Genomic DNA, 17,542 nt, shown 5'->3' with positions numbered 1-17,542 from the left:
CCGGCCCTTAGCTGCGGCCGCTCGCCGGCCGGGCCGTCGTCAACTGGCCGACTCAAGGATCCTGGTCGTCGGCACCCCCTGAAGGGCAGGAGCGGCGCTGGAGGAATTCCAGACAGTTGCCCGGAGATTCGCCAGCAATGCTTCCGCCTGGTCCCGCTGCTCGAAGTCGAGCTCGACCACCACATAGTGCGGATCCTCCACCGGGCGGCTGATCCGGTGCCCGGTCACTCCAGAGGCCGCCCGGTTGACCGGGTCCCGGTCGAACGCCGTCTTCCACATCCCGAAATCCTTAATCTTGTGCTCGATCTGCAAGGTGTACATAAGAATCCTTCCTGCTGTCGCTGTCCCTGCGGACGTCTTCACGGTAAGCGCGGGCCAGGGATGCGAGGTATCCCAGAATTCTGGGTGGTACGGGCGTATTCAACGGAAGTGCCTAAACGGCATACTGGTCTCATGGCCACCAGCTGGGCCTTGAGCCGCAGTTTGGATCGCATAGCGCACCTCTGCCGGGACGCGCCTGACGACACGGAGCTGCGGAAGGAAGCGCTTGGCGAAATCGCCAAGATCGTGCCGTTCAGTGCCTATGCGTGGCCGTTGTCGGACCCGGAGTCGGCCACCGGGATCTCGCCGATTGCCGTGATTCCCTGTCCGGAGGAACTGCCGGAACTCATCCGGCTCAAGTACCTGACACCGCAGTGCCGCTGGACCGCGCTAAGCGGACAGCCCCGGCGGGCAGCCACCCTGCTGACAGTTACGCGGGGGCACCCGGAGCGGAGCCTGCTCTGGAACCGGCTGCTGGTTCGTTACGGCGTGACGGATGTGCTGTCAGCGGTTTTTGCCGACAAGCACGGGTGCTGGGGCTGGCTGGACCTCTGGCGCAGTGACGATGCGAGCAGTGACGATGCGCGCGGCGGGGGTGTTCGCAGTGGGACCGCCGGGACGTTCTCCGAGACTGAAACCGCCTACCTCGCCGCGGCAGCGCCGCTGCTGACGGCCGGGCTGCGGCGGAGCCGGGCAGCACAATGGCACCGCGACGCCGAAGGCCGCCCGGCCCAGCGGGTACCGGGCACGCCCCTTCCGCTTCAGGCCGTGCTGGTCCTGGACGAGCAGCTGAGCGTCGTGGGACAAACCGCCACCGCAGGGGAATGGCTGGGGCTGCTGCAGCGCGCGCCCCGGCCGTATCAAGGCGTTCCGGCCGAAGTTCTTAACGTCGCAGCCCAGCTCCTGGCCCGGGAAGCCGGAGTGGATGACAACCCCGCCATGAGCAGGGTCCCGGTGGGACAGGGGGCGCTGGCCTTGCTGCGTTCCACCCGGATGGATTCCAAGGCAGGGACGACGGCGCCGCTGGCGGTGACGATCCAGGATTGTCCGGCGGCGGACCGGATCGAGGTTTTCGCCCGCTGCTTTGCTTTGACGCCCCAGCAGCACCGGTTGCTGGAAATCGCTGCCGGCGGGCTCAGCACGGCGGAGTTGGCGGCTGCCCTGCACATACGCCCCTACACCGTGCAGGACCAGTTCAAGGCTGTGTTCATCGCCTGCGGTGTCCGGAGCCGGGCTGCGCTGCTGGGCCTGGCCTTGGGAGCCGCGCCCGGCTAGCTGTACTGGGCCGGGACGTTGTTGACACTAGGGGCTTGAAAACGAGGAGGACCTCCGGGCTAAGTGGAGCTGTCTAATTCACACACTTCGCGCTCGGAGGTCCTCGTGTCCCACGTTAATGCCCGACTGACAGTTCATGGAAGACGCCTCATCGTTGACCGGGTGGCCGCAGGCCGGCCGGTCGCCCATATCGCCGCGGAGCTGGGGGTGTCCCGGCAGACCGCGTACCGGTGGGTCCGACGGTTCCGGACCGAAGGAACGGCCGGACTGCGGGACCGCTCAAGCCGCCCGAAGTCATCACCGGCCCGGACAAGTCCCGAGCGTGAACAAGCCGTCCTGGACGCCCGGCGCTCTGTCCGGTTCGGGCCATTGCGGATCGCGGCGCTGACCGGCGTCCCGGCCCGGACCGTGGGCAGGATCCTGCACCGCCACGGCGTCCCGCATCTCGCGGACTGTGATCCGCTGACCGGCGCTCCGATCCGGGCTGCCAGGACCACGGCGAACCGGTACGAACGCTCACGGCCCGGGGAAATGATCCACCTGGACGTCAAGAAACTCGGCCGCATCCCGGAAGGAGGCGGCTGGCGGGCCCACGGCCGCTCGGAACAGGTCCGAGGCAATGGAATTGGTTACGACTACGTCCACGTCGCGATCGATGACCACACACGCATCGGCTACGCCGAAGTCCTCCCCGACGAGAAGGGCACCACCGCCGCCGGGTTCCTCACCCGCGCCGCAGCCTACTTCGCCGGGCACGGCATCGACCGCATCGAACGTGTCCTCACGGACAACGCCTTTGCCTACCGCAAGTCGGCTGCGTTCCGTCAGGCCGTGACCGATCTCGGGGCAGTGCAGCGATTCATTAAACCGCACTGCCCCTGGACCAACGGCAAAGCCGAACGCTTCAACCGCACCCTGCAAACCGAATGGGCCTACCGGCAGGTCTTCACCAGCAGCAACCACCGCCAAGCAGCCCTTGCGCCCTGGCTCCAGCACTACAACACTGAACGAATCCACACCGGCATCGGAACCACACCCATCAACCGAGTGTCACCAACCTAATGGCGCAGTACAGCTAGCCGCCGGCGAACGGCGGCAGCACGTCGACGACGTCGTCCGCCGCCAGGGGAGCCGACTGGTTCCGGACAGCCACCTCGTTGAGCAGGAAGCTCGACCTGGACAGGATGCGGGCCAGCGGCGGGGTGCCCGCAGGGGGCTCGCGCCGTTCGACGGCGAGGATGGCCTCCAGTAGATGGGCCACCGTGGCGCCGTCGGCGAGGTCGAATTTCTCCTCGTCGGTGCCGGCGGCTGCCCGCGCGGCAGCGAAGTAACGTACGTTCACGGGCGGGTCAGCCTCCGATGGCGCTCATGCTGCGGTCCGGCTGGACGAAGTCCGGAGCGTCCAGTCCGACGTGGTCCATGCCGTGGGCCTTGGGTTTGAGCCACATGGCATCCTGCCAGCGCTCCACGAGCTGTTCGTCGCTGGCACCGGCGCGCAGCAACCCCAGCAGGTCGACTTCCTCCCGGGAGAAGAGGCAGCTCATGATCTTGCCTTCCGCCGTGATCCGGGTCCGGCGGCAGTCCGCGCAGAAAGGTTCGGTGACCGAGGCGATGATGCCCACGGTGCCCAGCACGGGGCCGGCGGCCTCGCCGGTGCCGGGGATGCGGGCACGGACTTCGAAACGCTCGGCCGGGGCACCGTCACGTTCCCGCGGGTCGGCGCTGAGCACGTAATCCACGGAAAGCAACTCGCGGATCTCCGCCGCCGTGATCATGTTCCGGCGGGTCCAGCCGTGGTCTGCATCGAGCGGCATCTGTTCGATGAAGCGCAGCTCGTAGCCGCGGCCCAGCGCCCACGCCAGCAACGAGGGGGACTCTGCGTCGTTGATGCCGCGCATTAGCACGGCATTGAGCTTCACCGGACCCAGGCCCGCGGCCCAGGCGGCGTCCACACCGGCGAGCACCCGGTCCAGGAACGGACGCCGGGTCAGCTGGGTGAACGTTTCCTCATGCAGTGAATCCAGCGACACGTTGATCCGGGTGAGACCGGCGGCCTTCAGCCCGGCCGCCTTTTTGTCGAGTCCGACGGCGTTGGTGGTCATGGAGATCGGAAGATCGAGATGCGCGGTTCGGATTGCGGAGATGATGTCGAGCAGATCCGCCCGAACCAGCGGCTCTCCGCCGGTGAGCCGGAGCTCGCGGACACCCAGCTGTTCCACGCCGATCCGCACGATCCGCACGATTTCTTCCGCAGTCATCACCGCCTGCTTGGCCAGCCACTGCAGGCCTTCGGCCGGCATGCAGTACGTGCAGCGCAGGTTGCATTTGTCTGTCAGCGAGAGGCGCATGTCGGTGGCACGGCGGCCGTAGCGGTCCACCAGCCCGGCAGGTATCCCGGCCGGGCGTCCGGCCGGGAGCGGCGCGGGCGAACCCGCGCCGGGGCCGCCTTCCGGACGGGGCTGGGGCATGCCAAGCTGAACACTCATAACGTCAGGCTACGCCACCAACCTCGGGGCATCACCCCCTGGGGCCTGCGACTTATGCTGGAAGCGTGAACACGTTCCGGGCCGCTCCGGCAGCGGATGCCGGTGAAATGCCCCGGCCCTCCGGACGGCACGCCCTACGCTGGGCGGCCGCGGCCGGGATGGCTGCCGTCGGCGCGGGTGTCGTCCTGGGTGAACTGGCTGCCGGGCTGCTGAGCCCCTCGGTGTCGCCGGTGACGGCGGTCGGCGGCGTGGTGATCGACGCAGTGCCGCCGGGAGTTAAAGACTGGGCCATCGCAGTCTTCGGGACGGCGGACAAACTGGCCCTGCTTGGCGGCATGGCACTGGTGATCGCCACGCTGGCAGCCGTGGCCGGTATTTTGGAATGGCGGCGCCGCTTCGCCGGGCAGGCTGTCATCGTTGTTTTTGGTCTGGCGGGCCTCGGGGCCGTGCTGGGCCGGGCCGGCGCTTCCGCGACCGCTGTCGCGGCCCCGTTGCTGGCCGCCGTCCTTGGTGTGGGGCTGTTGCGCTGGCTGATCCGCCGCCTGGGGCAGTGGCAGGACGATGCGCGGGTGGGCCTGCCGCACGACGACACGTGGGCAGGCCAGCGGCCGGAGGGCGCCGGCCGCCGCCGCTTCCTGACGTCCCTGGCCGGCACCGCCCTTCTCTCGGGGGCGGGCGGACTGATTGCCTCCAGCCTGCGCGGGGCGGCTGACGCCGTCGCCGGCGTCCGCAGCAAACTCGCCCTGCCCGCCCCGGCGTCCGCGGCGCCGGAGATCCCCGCCGGGGCCGAGCTTGGCGTCGCCAACGTGGCCCCGCTGGTGACGCCGAACAAGGACTTTTACCGGATCGACACGGCCCTGCGGGTTCCGCTGGTGGATCCGGGCGGCTGGAGACTCACCGTCACCGGAATGGTGGACCACGAGGTCGAATTGGACTTTCAGGCACTGCTGGCCAAACCCCTCACCGAAAGGCACATCACCATCGCCTGCGTCTCCAACGAAGTTGGCGGTGACCTGATCGGCAACGCCCGCTGGCTCGGCTGGCCGGTCCGGGAGCTGCTGGCCCAGGCAGGTCCGCAGCTGGATGCCGACATGGTGCTTTCGCGCAGCGCCGACGGCTGGACCGCGGGAACCCCGCTGGAGGTGCTGACGGATAACCGGGACGCGCTGCTGGCCGTCGGAATGAACGGGGAACCGCTGCCGCTGGAGCACGGCTTCCCAGTCCGTCTCGTCGTCCCGGGGCTCTACGGCTACGTCTCGGCGACCAAGTGGGTGACCGAGCTGAAGGTGACGCGGTTCGCTGACGACGTCGGGTACTGGACGCCGCGTGGCTGGAGTGAGCGCGGCCCGATCAAGACGTCGTCACGGATCGATGTGCCCCGCGGCGGCCGGAGCGTCAAGGCGGGGACGGTGACCTTCGCCGGTGTCGCCTGGGCGCAGCACCGCGGCGTCGGCAAGGTGGAGCTGCGGGTCAACCGTGGCGACTGGAAACCCGCTGAACTCGCACCGGCGATCTCTGCGGACACCTGGCGACAGTGGAAGCTTGGCCTGCCGCTTGGCCCGGGCCAGTACGAGGTGCAGGTCCGCGCCACCGATCTGTCCGGCGCCCCGCAAGTGGAGGAAAGCGCGCCGGTTGCGCCCAGCGGGGCCACCGGCTACCACACGGTTACAGTGGACGTGAAGTCCTAGCCCGCCGAGCCGAAGGTCAAGCCCATGCACCGCACCGCGAAAAGGCCAGCCAGCGTGGAAGCGCACCGGGACAAGGTCCGTGTGCTGCTTGCACCCCTGGCCGCCCGCGTCGACACGGTACCGCTGCGCGCAGCCCTGGGCCGCGGACTCGCCGCGGACCTGGTCGCGCCGATGGACCTTCCGCCTTTCGCGAACTCGCAGATGGACGGTTTCGCCGTCCGCAGCGCGGATGTGCCCGACGGCGGCGCAGAGTTGCGCGTCGCCGCTGCTGTCCCGGCCGGTGCCGAGCCCGCCCGGCTGGCACCGGGCACCGCCGCGCCCATCATGACCGGCGCGATGATCCCGGCCGGTGCGGACGCCGTCGTACCCATCGAACAGGCCGTCCCCGATTCTTTCCCCGAGCCCGGGGCGACCGCCACGGTCCGCCTGCCCGCCGCCCCGGCCGGCGCCTTCGTCCGTTCCGTAGGCAGCGACATCTCCGCCGGCGCGACGGCCCTGGCCGCCGGGACTTTCCTGGGTCCGGGACAGCTGGGTCTGCTGGCCGCGCTGGGCCTTACCGAGGTGCCGGTGCACGCCGTCCCGCGCGTCCTGCTGGTGACCACCGGCGACGAGGTGGTGGAGCCCGGAATCCCGCTGGCGCCCGGAAAAATCTATGATGCCAACGGCACCCTGCTGGACTCTGCGCTGCGCCAGGCCGGCCTGGCCGTCACCCGGACCGGCATCTCCGCGGACGACCCTGGCGACCTGGCGCGGCTGCTGCGCCGGCACGCGCCCGAGGTGGACCTGATCGTCACCACCGGCGGCGTCAGCAAAGGCGCGTACGAGGTGGTCCGGCAGGCGCTGGCAGGACACGACGTCGACTTCGGTGCGGTGGCGATGCAGCCCGGCGGGCCGCAGGGTATCGGAACGTTCGACGGTGTGCCCGTCCTCGGGTTCCCGGGGAATCCGGTCAGCTGCCTGGTCTCCTTCGAGATGTTCCTCCGGCCGGTGCTTGCTGAACTGTTCGGCTCACCGTCGCCGCGCCCGGCGGTGCGGGCCCGGCTGGCCGAAGCCCTGTCCTCGCCAGAGGCCAAGCACCAGGTCCGGCGCGGCACCCTCGGCACTGACGGTACGGTCCGGCTGGAAGGCGGTCCAGGATCGCATCTGGTGCACGCCCTGGCGCAGTCCAACGTCCTCGTTCAGGTCCCGGTGGGAACTGCGGAGCTCGCATCAGGCGACGAGGTGGAAGTATGGATGCTGTGAACGACGCCGAGAGCCCCCACACAGAGAACCCCGACGCGGAGAACCCCGACGCGGAGAACCCCGACGCGGAGAACCCGGGCGCGCCCGCGCTGACCCATCTCCGGCAGGACGGCACCGCCCAGATGGTCGACGTCTCCAACAAGGCCGAGACCACCCGGGAAGCCACCGCCACGGCCACAGTCAACAGCACCGCCGAGGTTCTGGCCCTGCTCGGCGCCGGTGAACTGCCCAAAGGCGACGCGCTCGCCGTCGCTCGGGTCGCCGGCATCCTGGCGGCCAAGAAAACGCCGGACTTGATCCCGCTGTGCCACCCGCTGCCACTGACCAAGGTCACCGTCGACTTCGAACTCGGCGCCGACACCGTCACTGTCTTCGCCACGGTCAAGACCCGGGGCGTGACCGGGGTAGAGATGGAAGCGCTCACCGCGGTGTCCGTCGCGGCGCTGAGCGTCTACGACATGATCAAGGCCGTGGACAAGCACGCGGTCCTGACGGATATCAAAGTGCTCGCCAAAAGCGGCGGCAAGAGCGGGGACTGGACACTGTGACCCAGCACAATGGAAACCTGCCTGAACCACACCGCCACGGCGAGGCCACCGGCCGTAAGGCCGGTATCGTGATCGCCTCCACCCGTGCCGCCGCCGGAGTCTACGAGGACCTTACCGGCCCCGTCATCGCCGATTGGCTGACCGAGCACGGTTTCGAGCCGTATCCGGCCATGGTGGTGCCCGACGGCGAGCCGGTCGGCGCGGCCCTGCGGGCCCTGCTGAGCCAGGGACCGGCGGTGATCATCACCAGCGGCGGCACCGGGCTGAGCCCCACCGATGCGACCCCGGAACAGACGCTGCCGCTGCTGGACCGGGAGATACCCGGCATCATGGAGGCCCTGCGGAGGGCGGGCGCGGCGAAGACCCCGACGGCCATGCTGAGCCGCGGCCACGCCGGCGCCGCCGGGCAGACCTTCATCCTCAACCTCCCGGGATCCCCGAAGGGCGTCATGGACGGCCTGGGCGTGCTGGACCCGGTGATCGGACACCTTTGCGACCAGCTGGAGGGCAGCCATGGGCACTGAATCCACCTTTGAAGTTGTCCACGCCGTCCTCAGCGCCGAGCCCATCTCGGTGGACCAGGCGATCGCCGCCGTCGAGTCGGACACCGCGGGAGCCGTGGTGAGCTTCAGCGGCGTCGTCCGGAACCACGACGGCGGCAAGCCGGTGCAGCGCCTCAGCTACAGCGCCCACCCCACGGCGCACCAGGTGATGGCCGACGTCGTTGCCCAGCTCGTAGCCGAGTACACCCCCGGCGGGGCAGACGGGTCCCAGGGGGATCAGCCTGCCCGACCGGTGCGGATCTGGGCGGCGCACCGCACCGGCATGCTGGAGATCGGCGATCCGGCCCTGGTCTGCGCCGTTTCCGCCGCGCACCGCGGGCAGGCGTTCGCGGTGTGCTCGGAGCTGGTGGACCGGATCAAGGAGCAAGTCCCGATCTGGAAGGAACAGTTCTTCACCGACGGCACCGTTGAGTGGGTCGGTGCGGGCGGGTAAGTTCGGAGCGGACGGGTAGTAACCCAGCTCCCCGGTTCCGGCCCGGAGGCCTACCGGCGGTAGGGTTGATGGCATGACCGAACAACTCGCCGTCGCCGTTCTGGGCGCCCACGGACGCATGGGGGCCGAAGCCGTCAAGGCCGTCGAAGCCGCCCAGGATCTGAAGCTCGTGGCCGCCCTGGGCCGGAACGATTCCCTCGATGAACTGGTGGAGTCGGGAGCGCAGGTCGTGGTGGACCTGACCGTTCCCGGGAGCACCGAAGCGAACGTGACCTTCGCCGTTGAGCACGGCCTGAACGCCGTCGTCGGCACCACCGGCTGGAGCCCGGACCGGCTGGAGCGGCTGGAAGCTCTTCTCGCGGCCCGGCCCGGCACCGGTGTCCTGATCGCCCCGAATTTCGCCCTCGGCTCGGTCCTTGCTTCCGCTTTTGCCGCGAAGGCGTCCCGCTACTTTGAGTCGGTGGAAATCATCGAGCTGCACCACCCGGAGAAAGTCGACGCCCCCTCCGGTACCGCCGTGCGCACAGCCCAGCTAATCGCAGCGGAACGGGCCGACGCCGGTGTCGCGGTCAGCCCCGACGCCACCATGTCGGAGCGCGCCGGGGCACGCGGCTGCGAGGTCGACGGCGTTCGCGTCCACAGCGTCCGGCTCCGCGGCCTCGTGGCACACCAGGAAGTCCTGCTGGGCGGCCCCGGCGAGCAGCTGACCTTCCGCCACGACTCCTTCGACAGGGCGTCCTTCATGCCCGGCGTCCTGCTTGGCGTGCGCAACGTCGCCGCGCACCCGGGACTCACCGTGGGCCTCGACGGCTACCTGGACCTGGGCCTCTGATGGCCAACGTCCTGGACGCGCTGAAGACCAACCGCACCAAGCTTTGGGTGGGCGCAGTGACGCTCCTGCTGGTGTTCTACCTGGTGGTCTCCCTGCAGCGCTCCGTGCTGCTGCTGTCGGATCCCAACCTGGTCGCCAAGGGTTTGGGCCTGGCGTACCTGCTGCTGCCGGTGGTCGGGGCCTGGGCCCTGGTGCGGGAACTGCTCTTCGGGGCCCGGACCGAGCGGCTGGCGAAAATCCTGGAGGCTGAAGGCGGCCTGCCCGAAGACACGCTCCCGCGGACCCCCGCCGGCCGGATTGTTCGCGAAGCCGCGGATCTGGAGTTCGAAAAGTACCGGGCAGAAGCCGAAGCGGCGCCGGGGGACTGGCGCTCATGGTTCCGGCTCAGCTGCGCCTACGACGCCGCCGGCGACCGCAAGCGGGCCCGCGCGTCCATGCGCGACGCCGTCCGGCTCTTCCGCGACGGTTCGCCGGAGGGCGGCGCCTAGGTCCCGGCGTTCCCGCCGCCACGACCCAGCTGGCCGCGCGCCAGCTGGCCCCGGCCCAGTTGACTGGCGCCGTGGCCGGCCCACTCCAGCGGTCCGCGCCAGGACAGCGCGGCGAACGCCCCGCCCAGGACCAGCACCGCGAGGGCCTGCGCCCAGTAGACGCCTTCAACCGTCCAGCCGACGGGCAACGGCCGGCCGTACAGGGATGCCATCACCGCGATGTGCGCCGCGTACAGGCTCAGCGTCATCGCGCCGGCGCCGCGGAAGGGCAGCAGCAGGTCAAGCTCCACCCACTCCGCGAGCCGGCCCAGCAACAAGCACAGGCCCAGCACGGCGGCGGCGACGCCCGAGGTGTGCAGCAGATCCAGGGTGGTGCCCGAATGCGGGGCGCTGGAAGCCAGCCACCACCCCGACCCGGACTGGTCGATCCCGGCAAGAGTGACCTGCAACAGGCTCCTCAGCGGGTATGACGGGTCGCCGAGCGCCTCCTGCAGCGCCGCCCGGCCGCCCCAGTCTTCCAGAAACACCCCGCTCAGCCACTTGGCGAGGACCGCCGCCGCGGCCCCGGCGGCGACCAGGAGCGCCGGTACTGCCGTCCTCGACAATGCCATCCGCCCGATCGCCAGTCCGATGATCAGGTAGGTGAGCCATTGCAGCACGGGGTAGTAGCCGGTCAGGAACAAGTCACCGAACAACCGGCCCGGCGTCGATAAGTCCTCCCACCCCGGGTTATGGTCGAGCCGCAGCGGCGGGTCAGCCGCCAGCAGCCACGGCCGCAGTAGGTACGCCAGGACCGGGCTGGCCAGCAGCCAGGCCGCTGCGAACCCCCAGAGCTGCCCCGGACGAAGTCCGATGAACGGCAGCACACAGAGAAACAGCACGGCGTAATGCAACAGGATCACCGCGATGTTCACTTCGAGACCGCCGAGCGCGAGCCCCACGGCGCCCACCACCAGTGCCCGGAGCGCGATGCCGCGGCGGGCAGCCCACAGCGGGCGCCCCTGGAGCGGCTGCTCCTTGCCGGTCGAGAGCGCCAGGCCGACGCCGGCAAGGACAGCAAAGAGCGCCGCGGCCCGCCCGGAAAAGGCCAGGCCGACCCAGGTCGGCGTCAGCTGCGGGCCGGACTCGAAGGTGGGCAGAATATGCGTCGCCATCATGCCCAGCAGCGCCAGCCCCCTGGCTGCGTCGACGCCCGTAAGGCGGACCGCTGCCGCCCCGCCTCCGGCCAGCCGGGAAGCTGATGCAATGCCGCGCGAGGTCATCGTCTGATCGTCTCATGTCCACGGTTGTCCGACGGCGCCCCCTGCCGCGCCGGCGCCCCCGGTTCATAGCCGCCACGCAGCCTTGTATTCGAATATACGTTCGAATACGATGGGCGGCATGACGCATGCACCAGAACCTGCAGGGAACGACTTCTCAAGCGCCTCCGGAGTGCTCAGGGCGATGAGCCCGGGCGTCGTCGATTTCCTCTTCCGGCGGCTGGTCGCGGGGGAGTCGGCAGAAGACATCCAGTGGCACCGTGAGGGCACCCTTCTGTCGGCCCAGCCGCCCGGGGCGGAGCTGGCCCGCCGGCTCGCTGAAACCGACCTTGAGGCGCTCACCCCGACTGAGTTGTTCCACTATGTCCGCGCAGCCCAGCGTCTGGCGGCCTGGGCGGAGGCCCTGCGCGAGGACGCCGTCAGCCGCTACTGCGCTTCCCCGGCTACGCGCCGAGGCGTCCACGGGGACGCTCATCCGGCGCCGACGGGGCCGACGGCGCCGACGGGGCCGACCGCGCAGCCACGGCCGACGGCGGGGGAGGGCCGCGTTTGACGCGCGTCACGCCGCCGCCATTGTCCTAAGAAGCCAGGGACAAGGTAACGTTTTTCCTATGGCTGACTCTGACATTCGTTCTTACACGTTCGGAACCCTTGTGACCGCCATGGTCACTCCGTTCACAAACGACGGTGAGGTCGATTATCAGGGGTCCGCGGAGCTGGCGAGCAAGCTGGTCGACGACGGCAACGACGCTCTCGTCATCTCCGGTACCACGGGGGAAAGCTCCACGCTGGAGGACGATGAGAAGGAAAAACTGTTCCGGGTCATTGTCGAGGCGGTGGGGGACCGGGCCAAGGTGATTGCCGGGACCGGCACCAACCACACCTCGCACTCGATCGAGATGGCCAAGCGGGCCGTCAAAGCCGGCGCCCACGGCCAGCTGATCGTCACCCCGTACTACAACAAGCCGAGCCAGGCCGGCATCCAGGCGCACATCGAGGCCGTCGCCGCCGCCGCGGACCTGCCCGTCATGGTCTACGACATCCCCGGCCGCGCCGGTGTGCCGATCCTGCCGGAGACGATGATCCGGCTGGCCGACAACCCCAGGATCGTCGCCCTCAAGGACGCCAAGGCAGACTTCGCCGCCGTGACCCGCGTGCTGGCCAACACCGACCTTGACGTCTACTCCGGCGACGACGGGCTGACCCTGCCCTGGATGGCCGCGGGCGCCGTCGGGCTGGTCAGTGTCTCGGCGCACGTGGCGACCAAGCAGTACCGCGCGATGATTGACGCCGCGCTTGCAGGCGATTTTGCCACCGCCCGCACCATACATTTCGAACTGGACCCTGTGGTCCGTGCAGTGATGACCCATATCCAGGGTGCTGTTGCTGCAAAGCAAGTTCTTAAGTGGCAGGGAGTCCTGTCCAACTCGGTTGTCCGTTTGCCCCTCGTGGAGCCGGGCGATGCCGAGATCGAAATCATCCGCGAGGATTTGGCGGAAGCAGGGCTCGTCTTCTCCTGATCCGGCTCCTTTGCCACATCGCAAGAAGACCCTCCTGCTCTGCCTGGAAAGTAGTGCATTATGACCCAAACCGCCCTTCCCGGCCTCACCACGCCGCCCCGCCTGCCGCAGAACACCCTGCGGATCGTTCCGCTTGGCGGTCTCGGCGAGATCGGCCGCAACATGACCGTCTTCGAAATCGGTGGAAAGCTGCTCATCGTCGACTGCGGCGTGCTCTTTCCCGAGGAGACCCAGCCCGGCGTGGACCTGATCCTGCCCGATTTCTCCTACATCGAGCACCGGATGAACGACATTGTCGCCGTCATCCTGACCCACGGCCACGAGGACCACATCGGCGCCGTTCCCTACCTGCTGCGCCTGCGCAACGACATCCCCATCGTCGGCTCCCAGCTCACCCTCGCCCTGATCGAAGCGAAGCTGCAGGAACACCGGATCCGGCCGAACACCCACGTCGTCACCGAGGGTGAAGTCCAAAAGCTCGGCCCGTTCGAATGCGAATTCGTGGCTGTCAACCACTCGATCCCGGATGCCCTCGCCGTGTTCCTGCGCACCGCCGGCGGCACCGTGCTGCACACCGGCGACTTCAAGATGGACCAGCTTCCGCTGGACGGCCGGATCACCGACCTGCGCCACTTCGCGAAGCTTGGCGAGGAGGGCGTTGACCTCTTCATGTCCGACTCCACCAACGCGGACGTTCCCGGCTTCACCACGGCCGAGAAGGAAATCGGCCCCACCCTGGACCGGCTCTTCGGCCAGGCGTCGAAGCGCATCATTGTGGCCTCCTTCTCCTCGCACGTGCACCGCGTCCAGCAGGTCCTTGACGCCGCCGCGAACCATAACCGCAAGGTGGCCTTCGTGGGCCGCTCCATGGTCCGCAACATGGCCATCGCCGAGAAACTGGGATACCTCGAGGTTCCGGCCGGCATCCTGGTCGACATCAAGAACATCGACAACCTGCCGGACAACCGCGTGGTCCTGATGTCCACCGGCTCGCAGGGCGAACCGATGGCCGCGCTGTCCCGCATGGCCAACGGCGACCACCGCGTCGTCGTCGGCCAGGGCGACACCGTCATCCTCGCCTCCAGCCTCATCCCGGGCAACGAGAACGCCGTCTACCGCATCATCAACGGGCTGCTGAAGCTCGGCGCGGACGTCATCCACAAGGGCAACGCCAAGGTCCACGTCTCCGGCCACGCCGCCGCGGGCGAGCTGCTCTACTGCTACAACATCCTGGAGCCGCTCAACGCGATGCCGGTACACGGCGAAACCCGCCACCTCATCGCCAACGGCAAGATCGCCCTCGACTCCGGTGTTCCGGAAGAGAGCATCCTGCTCGCTGACAACGGCACCGTCGTGGACCTCCGGGACCACCAGGCGGACATTGTCGGCCAGGTCGAGGTCGGCTTCGTGTACGTGGACGGCTCCAGCGTCGGTGAAGTCACCGAAGCCGACCTCAAGGACCGCCAGACCCTTGGGGACGAGGGCTTCATCTCGATCATCACGGTCATCCACCGCGCGACCGGCAAGGTGGTCTCCGGGCCGGAAATCCACGCCCGCGGTGTCGCCGAGGACGATTCGGTCTTCGACGAAATCATCCCCAAGATCAACGCCGCACTCGAGGAAGCTGTCCAGAACGGGACGGAGCACACCTCGCAGCAGCTGCAGCAGGTCGTCCGCCGCGTTGTCGGCACCTGGGTGAACCGCAAGCTGCGCCGCAAGCCGATGATCATCCCGGTGGTCCTGGAGGCCTAAACGCCGTCCCGGATGCTGTCCGGAAAATAACCCAGCAACGGCCTTTCCCGCCGGCCGCCCTCCGGCGGCAGGCGGGAAAGGCCGTTTTGCCTTGTCCGACGGCGGCCCCTGGCGGACGGGCGGGCCGTTCCCACACCGTCCAACATGATCCCTCCGGCCCGGAAATCCGCGGTTTCACGCTCCGCCTCCGGTAGCGTGGCAGTATGGCGACACGTACTACCTCCGCGCCTAGAGGCAACTCAAGCGGCAGCTCACGGGGCAAATCCGGCAGTTCATCCGTCCGGGGCTCCGGCACCGCCGCGCCCAAGAGCAGCCGGGGGCAGGGTCCAGCGCGGACCCGGCAACTGCCCGCCGTCGAACCGCGGCAGCCGTGGCTCGTCCGCGTGGTGGCCGGCGCCTGGCTGGGGGTTGGCCACGTGGTCGGCGCCGGCGTCCGCCGGGTCGGTTCGGACGTCAGCGACCTCGCACCGGAGGAACGCCGCGACGGCGCAGCCCTGTTCAACCTCGTGCTTGGCGTCTTCATTGCCACCTTCGCCTGGTGGGGCTTCCAGGGCTGGTTCCCGGACCTGGTGTTCGCCGTCGTCAACGGCACCTTCGGCTGGATGTCGCTGCTGCTGCCGCTGATGCTGTTCGTCTGCGCGTTCCGCCTGTTCCGCCAGCCGGTGGACGGCCGCGGGAACAACCGGATCGGCATCGGTTTCCTGATCATGACGTTTGCCGGCTGCGGCCTGGCGCACATCATCGGCGGCGAGCCGACCGTGGCCGACGGCTTTGACGGCCTGCGCCATGCCGGCGGCATGCTCGGCTATCTCGCGGCCGCGCCGCTGGCAACCATCCACGCTGCTGTCCCGGTGGCGCTGTACAGCCTGCTGGCCTTCACCTCGCTGTTGATCGTCACCGCCACGCCTTTCGGCGCCATTCCGTCCCGGCTCCGCAGCGGCTACGAGCACCTGATGGGCGTCGACCTGCAGGGCCACGACGACGACGCCCAGGACAGCCACGACCGCAGCTACCTGTACGAAAATGACGCCCCCGCCCCGAAGAAGAAGCGCAAGCGGCTCTTCGGCAAGGACGACGACAACGACCCCCGCCTCGAAGGCTATGTCGGGGACGAGGCGTTCGAACACGCTGTCGTCGACGACGACGAGTCGGCGGAAACTCACGGCAAGGGGGCCGGCAAGACCGGCAAAGGGGCCAGCGCCGTGGCACCCGGCGTGCGGCGGCCCACCCAGGCAGAGATCGCGGTGGAGAAAATCAAGGCAGCCCAGGGCCTGGGCAGCACGGCGGTCGACGCGGCAGCGGAGAACGCCACCGAGGCCATCCCGATGGTCACCCCCGGCATGGTCGCGGCCGGGTCCCTGAACCCGTCCTCCGGGTCGGCTCCCAAGGTCCCGTCCAACCCGGTCGCCCCGGCGCCACTGCCCACCCCGATCCCGCAGCGCACCGAGCAGCTCTCGCTCGCCGGCGACGTCACCTACACCCTGCCGGCGTCGGACATGCTCACCCCCGGCTCCATCCCCAAGGAACGCACCGAGGCCAACGACGCGATCGTGGCGTCCCTGACCGAGACGCTGACCCAGTTCAACGTCGACGCCCAGGTCACCGGCTTCAGCCGCGGACCCACCGTCACCCGCTACGAGATCGAACTGAACCCGGGCACCAAGGTCGAACGCGTCACCGCCCTGTCCAAGAACATCTCCTACGCCGTCGCCAGCTCCGATGTCCGGATCCTGAGCCCCATCCCGGGCAAGTCCGCGATCGGCATCGAAATCCCCAACACGGACCGCGAAACGGTGTCCCTCGGCGATGTGCTGCGCAGCCAGAACGCCCGCCGCACCGACCACCCGATGGTCATGGGCGTGGGCAAAGACGTCGAGGGCGGCTACGTCGTCGCCAACCTCGCGAAGATGCCCCACCTGCTCGTCGCAGGCGCCACCGGTGCCGGCAAGTCCTCGTTCGTGAACTCGATGATCACCTCGATCCTGATGCGCGCCACCCCGGATGAGGTCCGCATGGTCATGGTCGACCCCAAACGCGTGGAGCTGACCGCCTACGAGGGCGTTCCGCACCTGATCACCCCGATCATCACCAACCCCAAAAAGGCCGCCGAGGCGCTGCAATGGGTGGTGCGGGAAATGGATGCCCGCTACGACGACCTCGCCAACTACGGGTTCAAGCACATCGACGACTTCAACAAGGCTGTCCGCGCCGGGAAGGTCCAGCCGCCGGTGGATTCCAAGCGCGTCATCCGGCCGTACCCGTATCTGCTGGTAATCGTGGACGAACTCGCCGACCTCATGATGGTCGCCCCGCGCGACGTCGAGGACTCCATTGTCCGCATCACCCAGCTTGCCCGCGCCGCCGGCATCCACCTGGTGCTCGCCACGCAGCGGCCCTCTGTGGACGTCGTCACGGGCCTGATCAAGGCCAACGTTCCGTCCCGCATGGCCTTCGCGACGTCCTCCGTCACGGACTCCCGCGTGGTCCTCGACCAGCCCGGCGCGGAGAAACTGATCGGCCAGGGCGACGCGCTCTTCCTGCCGATGGGCGCCTCCAAGGCCATGCGCGTGCAGGGCGCCTGGGTGACCGAGTCCGAAATCCACAAGGTGGTTGAGCACGTCAAGGGCCAGCTCAAGGCCGTATACCGGGACGACGTCGCGCCTGAGACGCAGAAGAAGCAGATCGACGACGACATCGGGGATGACCTTGAGGTCCTGCTGCAGGCGACCGAGCTGGTCGTCACCACGCAGTTCGGCTCGACCTCGATGCTGCAGCGCAAGCTGCGGGTCGGCTTCGCCAAGGCCGGCCGCCTGATGGACCTGCTGGAGTCCAGGGGAGTGGTGGGCCCGTCGGAGGGGTCCAAGGCCCGCGACGTCCTGGTCAAACCGGACGACCTCGCCGCGGTCCTTGCAGCGATGAAGGGCCAGGAAGGCCCCGCCGCCGCCGACTCGCAGACGGCGGCGCTCAGCGACAACGCGAACGCGAACATCGCCCAGGGCGGCTATGCCGAGGATCTGGTCGCTGCGGACCTGGACAACCGCACCCAAAGTGTCGAGTATTACGACGGCGCGGACGGCCCAGGTGACGATGACGAAGGATCCGAGGACGCCTGGTCGCTCACCGGACGGTAGCCTA

Annotated in this window: 17 protein-coding genes; 13 read left to right on the top strand and 4 right to left on the bottom strand. The window is 68.7% G+C overall.

Annotated features, from left to right (window positions below; translation table 11 throughout):
- Positions 1-39: 39 nt before the first annotated feature.
- A complete protein-coding gene (locus QFZ61_RS14730; RefSeq protein WP_307037262.1) occupies positions 40-321 on the bottom strand; it encodes a hypothetical protein in 282 nt (93 codons plus the stop codon).
- Between the two features lie 132 nt (positions 322-453).
- Here QFZ61_RS14730 and QFZ61_RS14725 point away from each other — a divergent pair, with 132 nt between their 5' ends.
- Both QFZ61_RS14725 and QFZ61_RS14720 read left to right on the top strand, forming a co-directional pair.
- Complete coding sequence (locus tag QFZ61_RS14725; protein ID WP_307037261.1) at positions 454-1,596, top strand: LuxR family transcriptional regulator; 1,143 nt, start codon at positions 454-456, stop codon at positions 1,594-1,596.
- A 105-nt stretch (positions 1,597-1,701) separates the two neighbouring features.
- Positions 1,702-2,658: an IS481 family transposase gene (locus tag QFZ61_RS14720; RefSeq protein WP_307037259.1), complete on the top strand. Its 957-nt coding sequence runs from the start codon at positions 1,702-1,704 to the stop codon at positions 2,656-2,658.
- A 13-nt stretch (positions 2,659-2,671) separates the two neighbouring features.
- Here QFZ61_RS14720 and QFZ61_RS14715 read toward each other — a convergent pair whose 3' ends face one another.
- Both QFZ61_RS14715 and moaA read right to left on the bottom strand, forming a co-directional pair.
- On the bottom strand, positions 2,672-2,938 hold the full coding sequence (locus tag QFZ61_RS14715; RefSeq protein WP_307037257.1) for a MoaD/ThiS family protein: 267 nt from the start codon (positions 2,936-2,938) through the stop codon (positions 2,672-2,674).
- Between the two features lie 7 nt (positions 2,939-2,945).
- Positions 2,946-4,082 carry a GTP 3',8-cyclase MoaA gene (gene moaA / locus QFZ61_RS14710; RefSeq protein ID WP_307037255.1) on the bottom strand — a complete coding sequence of 379 codons (1,137 nt, stop codon included), beginning with the start codon at positions 4,080-4,082 and terminating at the stop codon, positions 2,946-2,948.
- 107 nt (positions 4,083-4,189) lie between these two features.
- On the opposite strand from moaA, the gene QFZ61_RS14705 reads away from it, so the two are divergent.
- From QFZ61_RS14705 to QFZ61_RS14675, 7 genes are all read left to right on the top strand, one after another.
- Entirely contained in the window at positions 4,190-5,770 is a 1,581-nt protein-coding gene (locus QFZ61_RS14705; RefSeq protein ID WP_307038235.1) for a molybdopterin-dependent oxidoreductase, read from the top strand.
- Positions 5,771-5,794: 24 nt separating this feature from the next.
- Positions 5,795-7,012 carry a gephyrin-like molybdotransferase Glp gene (gene glp, locus QFZ61_RS14700; RefSeq protein ID WP_307037253.1) on the top strand — a complete coding sequence of 406 codons (1,218 nt, stop codon included), beginning with the start codon at positions 5,795-5,797 and terminating at the stop codon, positions 7,010-7,012.
- 122 nt (positions 7,013-7,134) lie between these two features.
- Positions 7,135-7,560 carry a cyclic pyranopterin monophosphate synthase MoaC gene (gene moaC / locus QFZ61_RS14695; protein ID WP_373427205.1) on the top strand — a complete coding sequence of 142 codons (426 nt, stop codon included), beginning with the start codon at positions 7,135-7,137 and terminating at the stop codon, positions 7,558-7,560.
- Entirely contained in the window at positions 7,557-8,084 is a 528-nt protein-coding gene (locus tag QFZ61_RS14690) for a molybdenum cofactor biosynthesis protein B (RefSeq protein WP_307037249.1), read from the top strand. Before moaC ends, QFZ61_RS14690 begins: the two co-directional genes overlap by 4 nt.
- Positions 8,074-8,556, top strand: coding sequence for a molybdenum cofactor biosynthesis protein MoaE (locus QFZ61_RS14685; protein ID WP_307037247.1), 483 nt, complete (start codon positions 8,074-8,076; stop codon positions 8,554-8,556). Before QFZ61_RS14690 ends, QFZ61_RS14685 begins: the two co-directional genes overlap by 11 nt.
- 73 nt (positions 8,557-8,629) lie before the next feature.
- Positions 8,630-9,388, top strand: coding sequence for a 4-hydroxy-tetrahydrodipicolinate reductase (gene dapB, locus QFZ61_RS14680; RefSeq protein ID WP_307037245.1), 759 nt, complete (start codon positions 8,630-8,632; stop codon positions 9,386-9,388).
- Entirely contained in the window at positions 9,388-9,876 is a 489-nt protein-coding gene (locus QFZ61_RS14675; protein ID WP_307037242.1) for a hypothetical protein, read from the top strand. The genes dapB and QFZ61_RS14675 overlap by 1 nt, the downstream gene beginning before the upstream one ends.
- On the opposite strand, the gene QFZ61_RS14670 is transcribed toward QFZ61_RS14675, so the two are convergent.
- Positions 9,873-11,138 carry a heparan-alpha-glucosaminide N-acetyltransferase domain-containing protein gene (locus tag QFZ61_RS14670; protein ID WP_307037241.1) on the bottom strand — a complete coding sequence of 422 codons (1,266 nt, stop codon included), beginning with the start codon at positions 11,136-11,138 and terminating at the stop codon, positions 9,873-9,875. The genes QFZ61_RS14675 and QFZ61_RS14670 overlap by 4 nt on opposite strands.
- A 118-nt stretch (positions 11,139-11,256) precedes the next feature.
- Between QFZ61_RS14670 and QFZ61_RS14665 the strand changes: the two genes are divergently transcribed.
- From QFZ61_RS14665 to QFZ61_RS14650, 4 genes are all read left to right on the top strand, one after another.
- Positions 11,257-11,688, top strand: a complete 432-nt coding sequence (locus tag QFZ61_RS14665; protein WP_307037239.1) for a hypothetical protein — start codon at positions 11,257-11,259, stop codon at positions 11,686-11,688.
- Positions 11,689-11,746: 58 nt separating this feature from the next.
- The gene (dapA, locus tag QFZ61_RS14660) at positions 11,747-12,655 is read left to right on the top strand and encodes a 4-hydroxy-tetrahydrodipicolinate synthase (RefSeq protein ID WP_307037236.1); all 909 of its coding nucleotides are present in this window, start codon (positions 11,747-11,749) and stop codon (positions 12,653-12,655) included.
- Positions 12,656-12,715: 60 nt separating this feature from the next.
- Positions 12,716-14,407, top strand: coding sequence for a ribonuclease J (locus QFZ61_RS14655; protein ID WP_307037235.1), 1,692 nt, complete (start codon positions 12,716-12,718; stop codon positions 14,405-14,407).
- 203 nt (positions 14,408-14,610) lie between these two features.
- The gene (locus tag QFZ61_RS14650) at positions 14,611-17,538 is read left to right on the top strand and encodes a DNA translocase FtsK (RefSeq protein ID WP_307037233.1); all 2,928 of its coding nucleotides are present in this window, start codon (positions 14,611-14,613) and stop codon (positions 17,536-17,538) included.
- Positions 17,539-17,542: the final 4 nt, after the last annotated feature.

It is taken from the genome of Arthrobacter sp. B3I4, from assembly GCF_030816855.1.
Lineage (GTDB): Bacteria > Actinomycetota > Actinomycetes > Actinomycetales > Micrococcaceae > Arthrobacter.
Note: the sequence above shows the minus strand (reverse complement) of the source record. Positions and strands in the feature narration are given on the sequence as shown.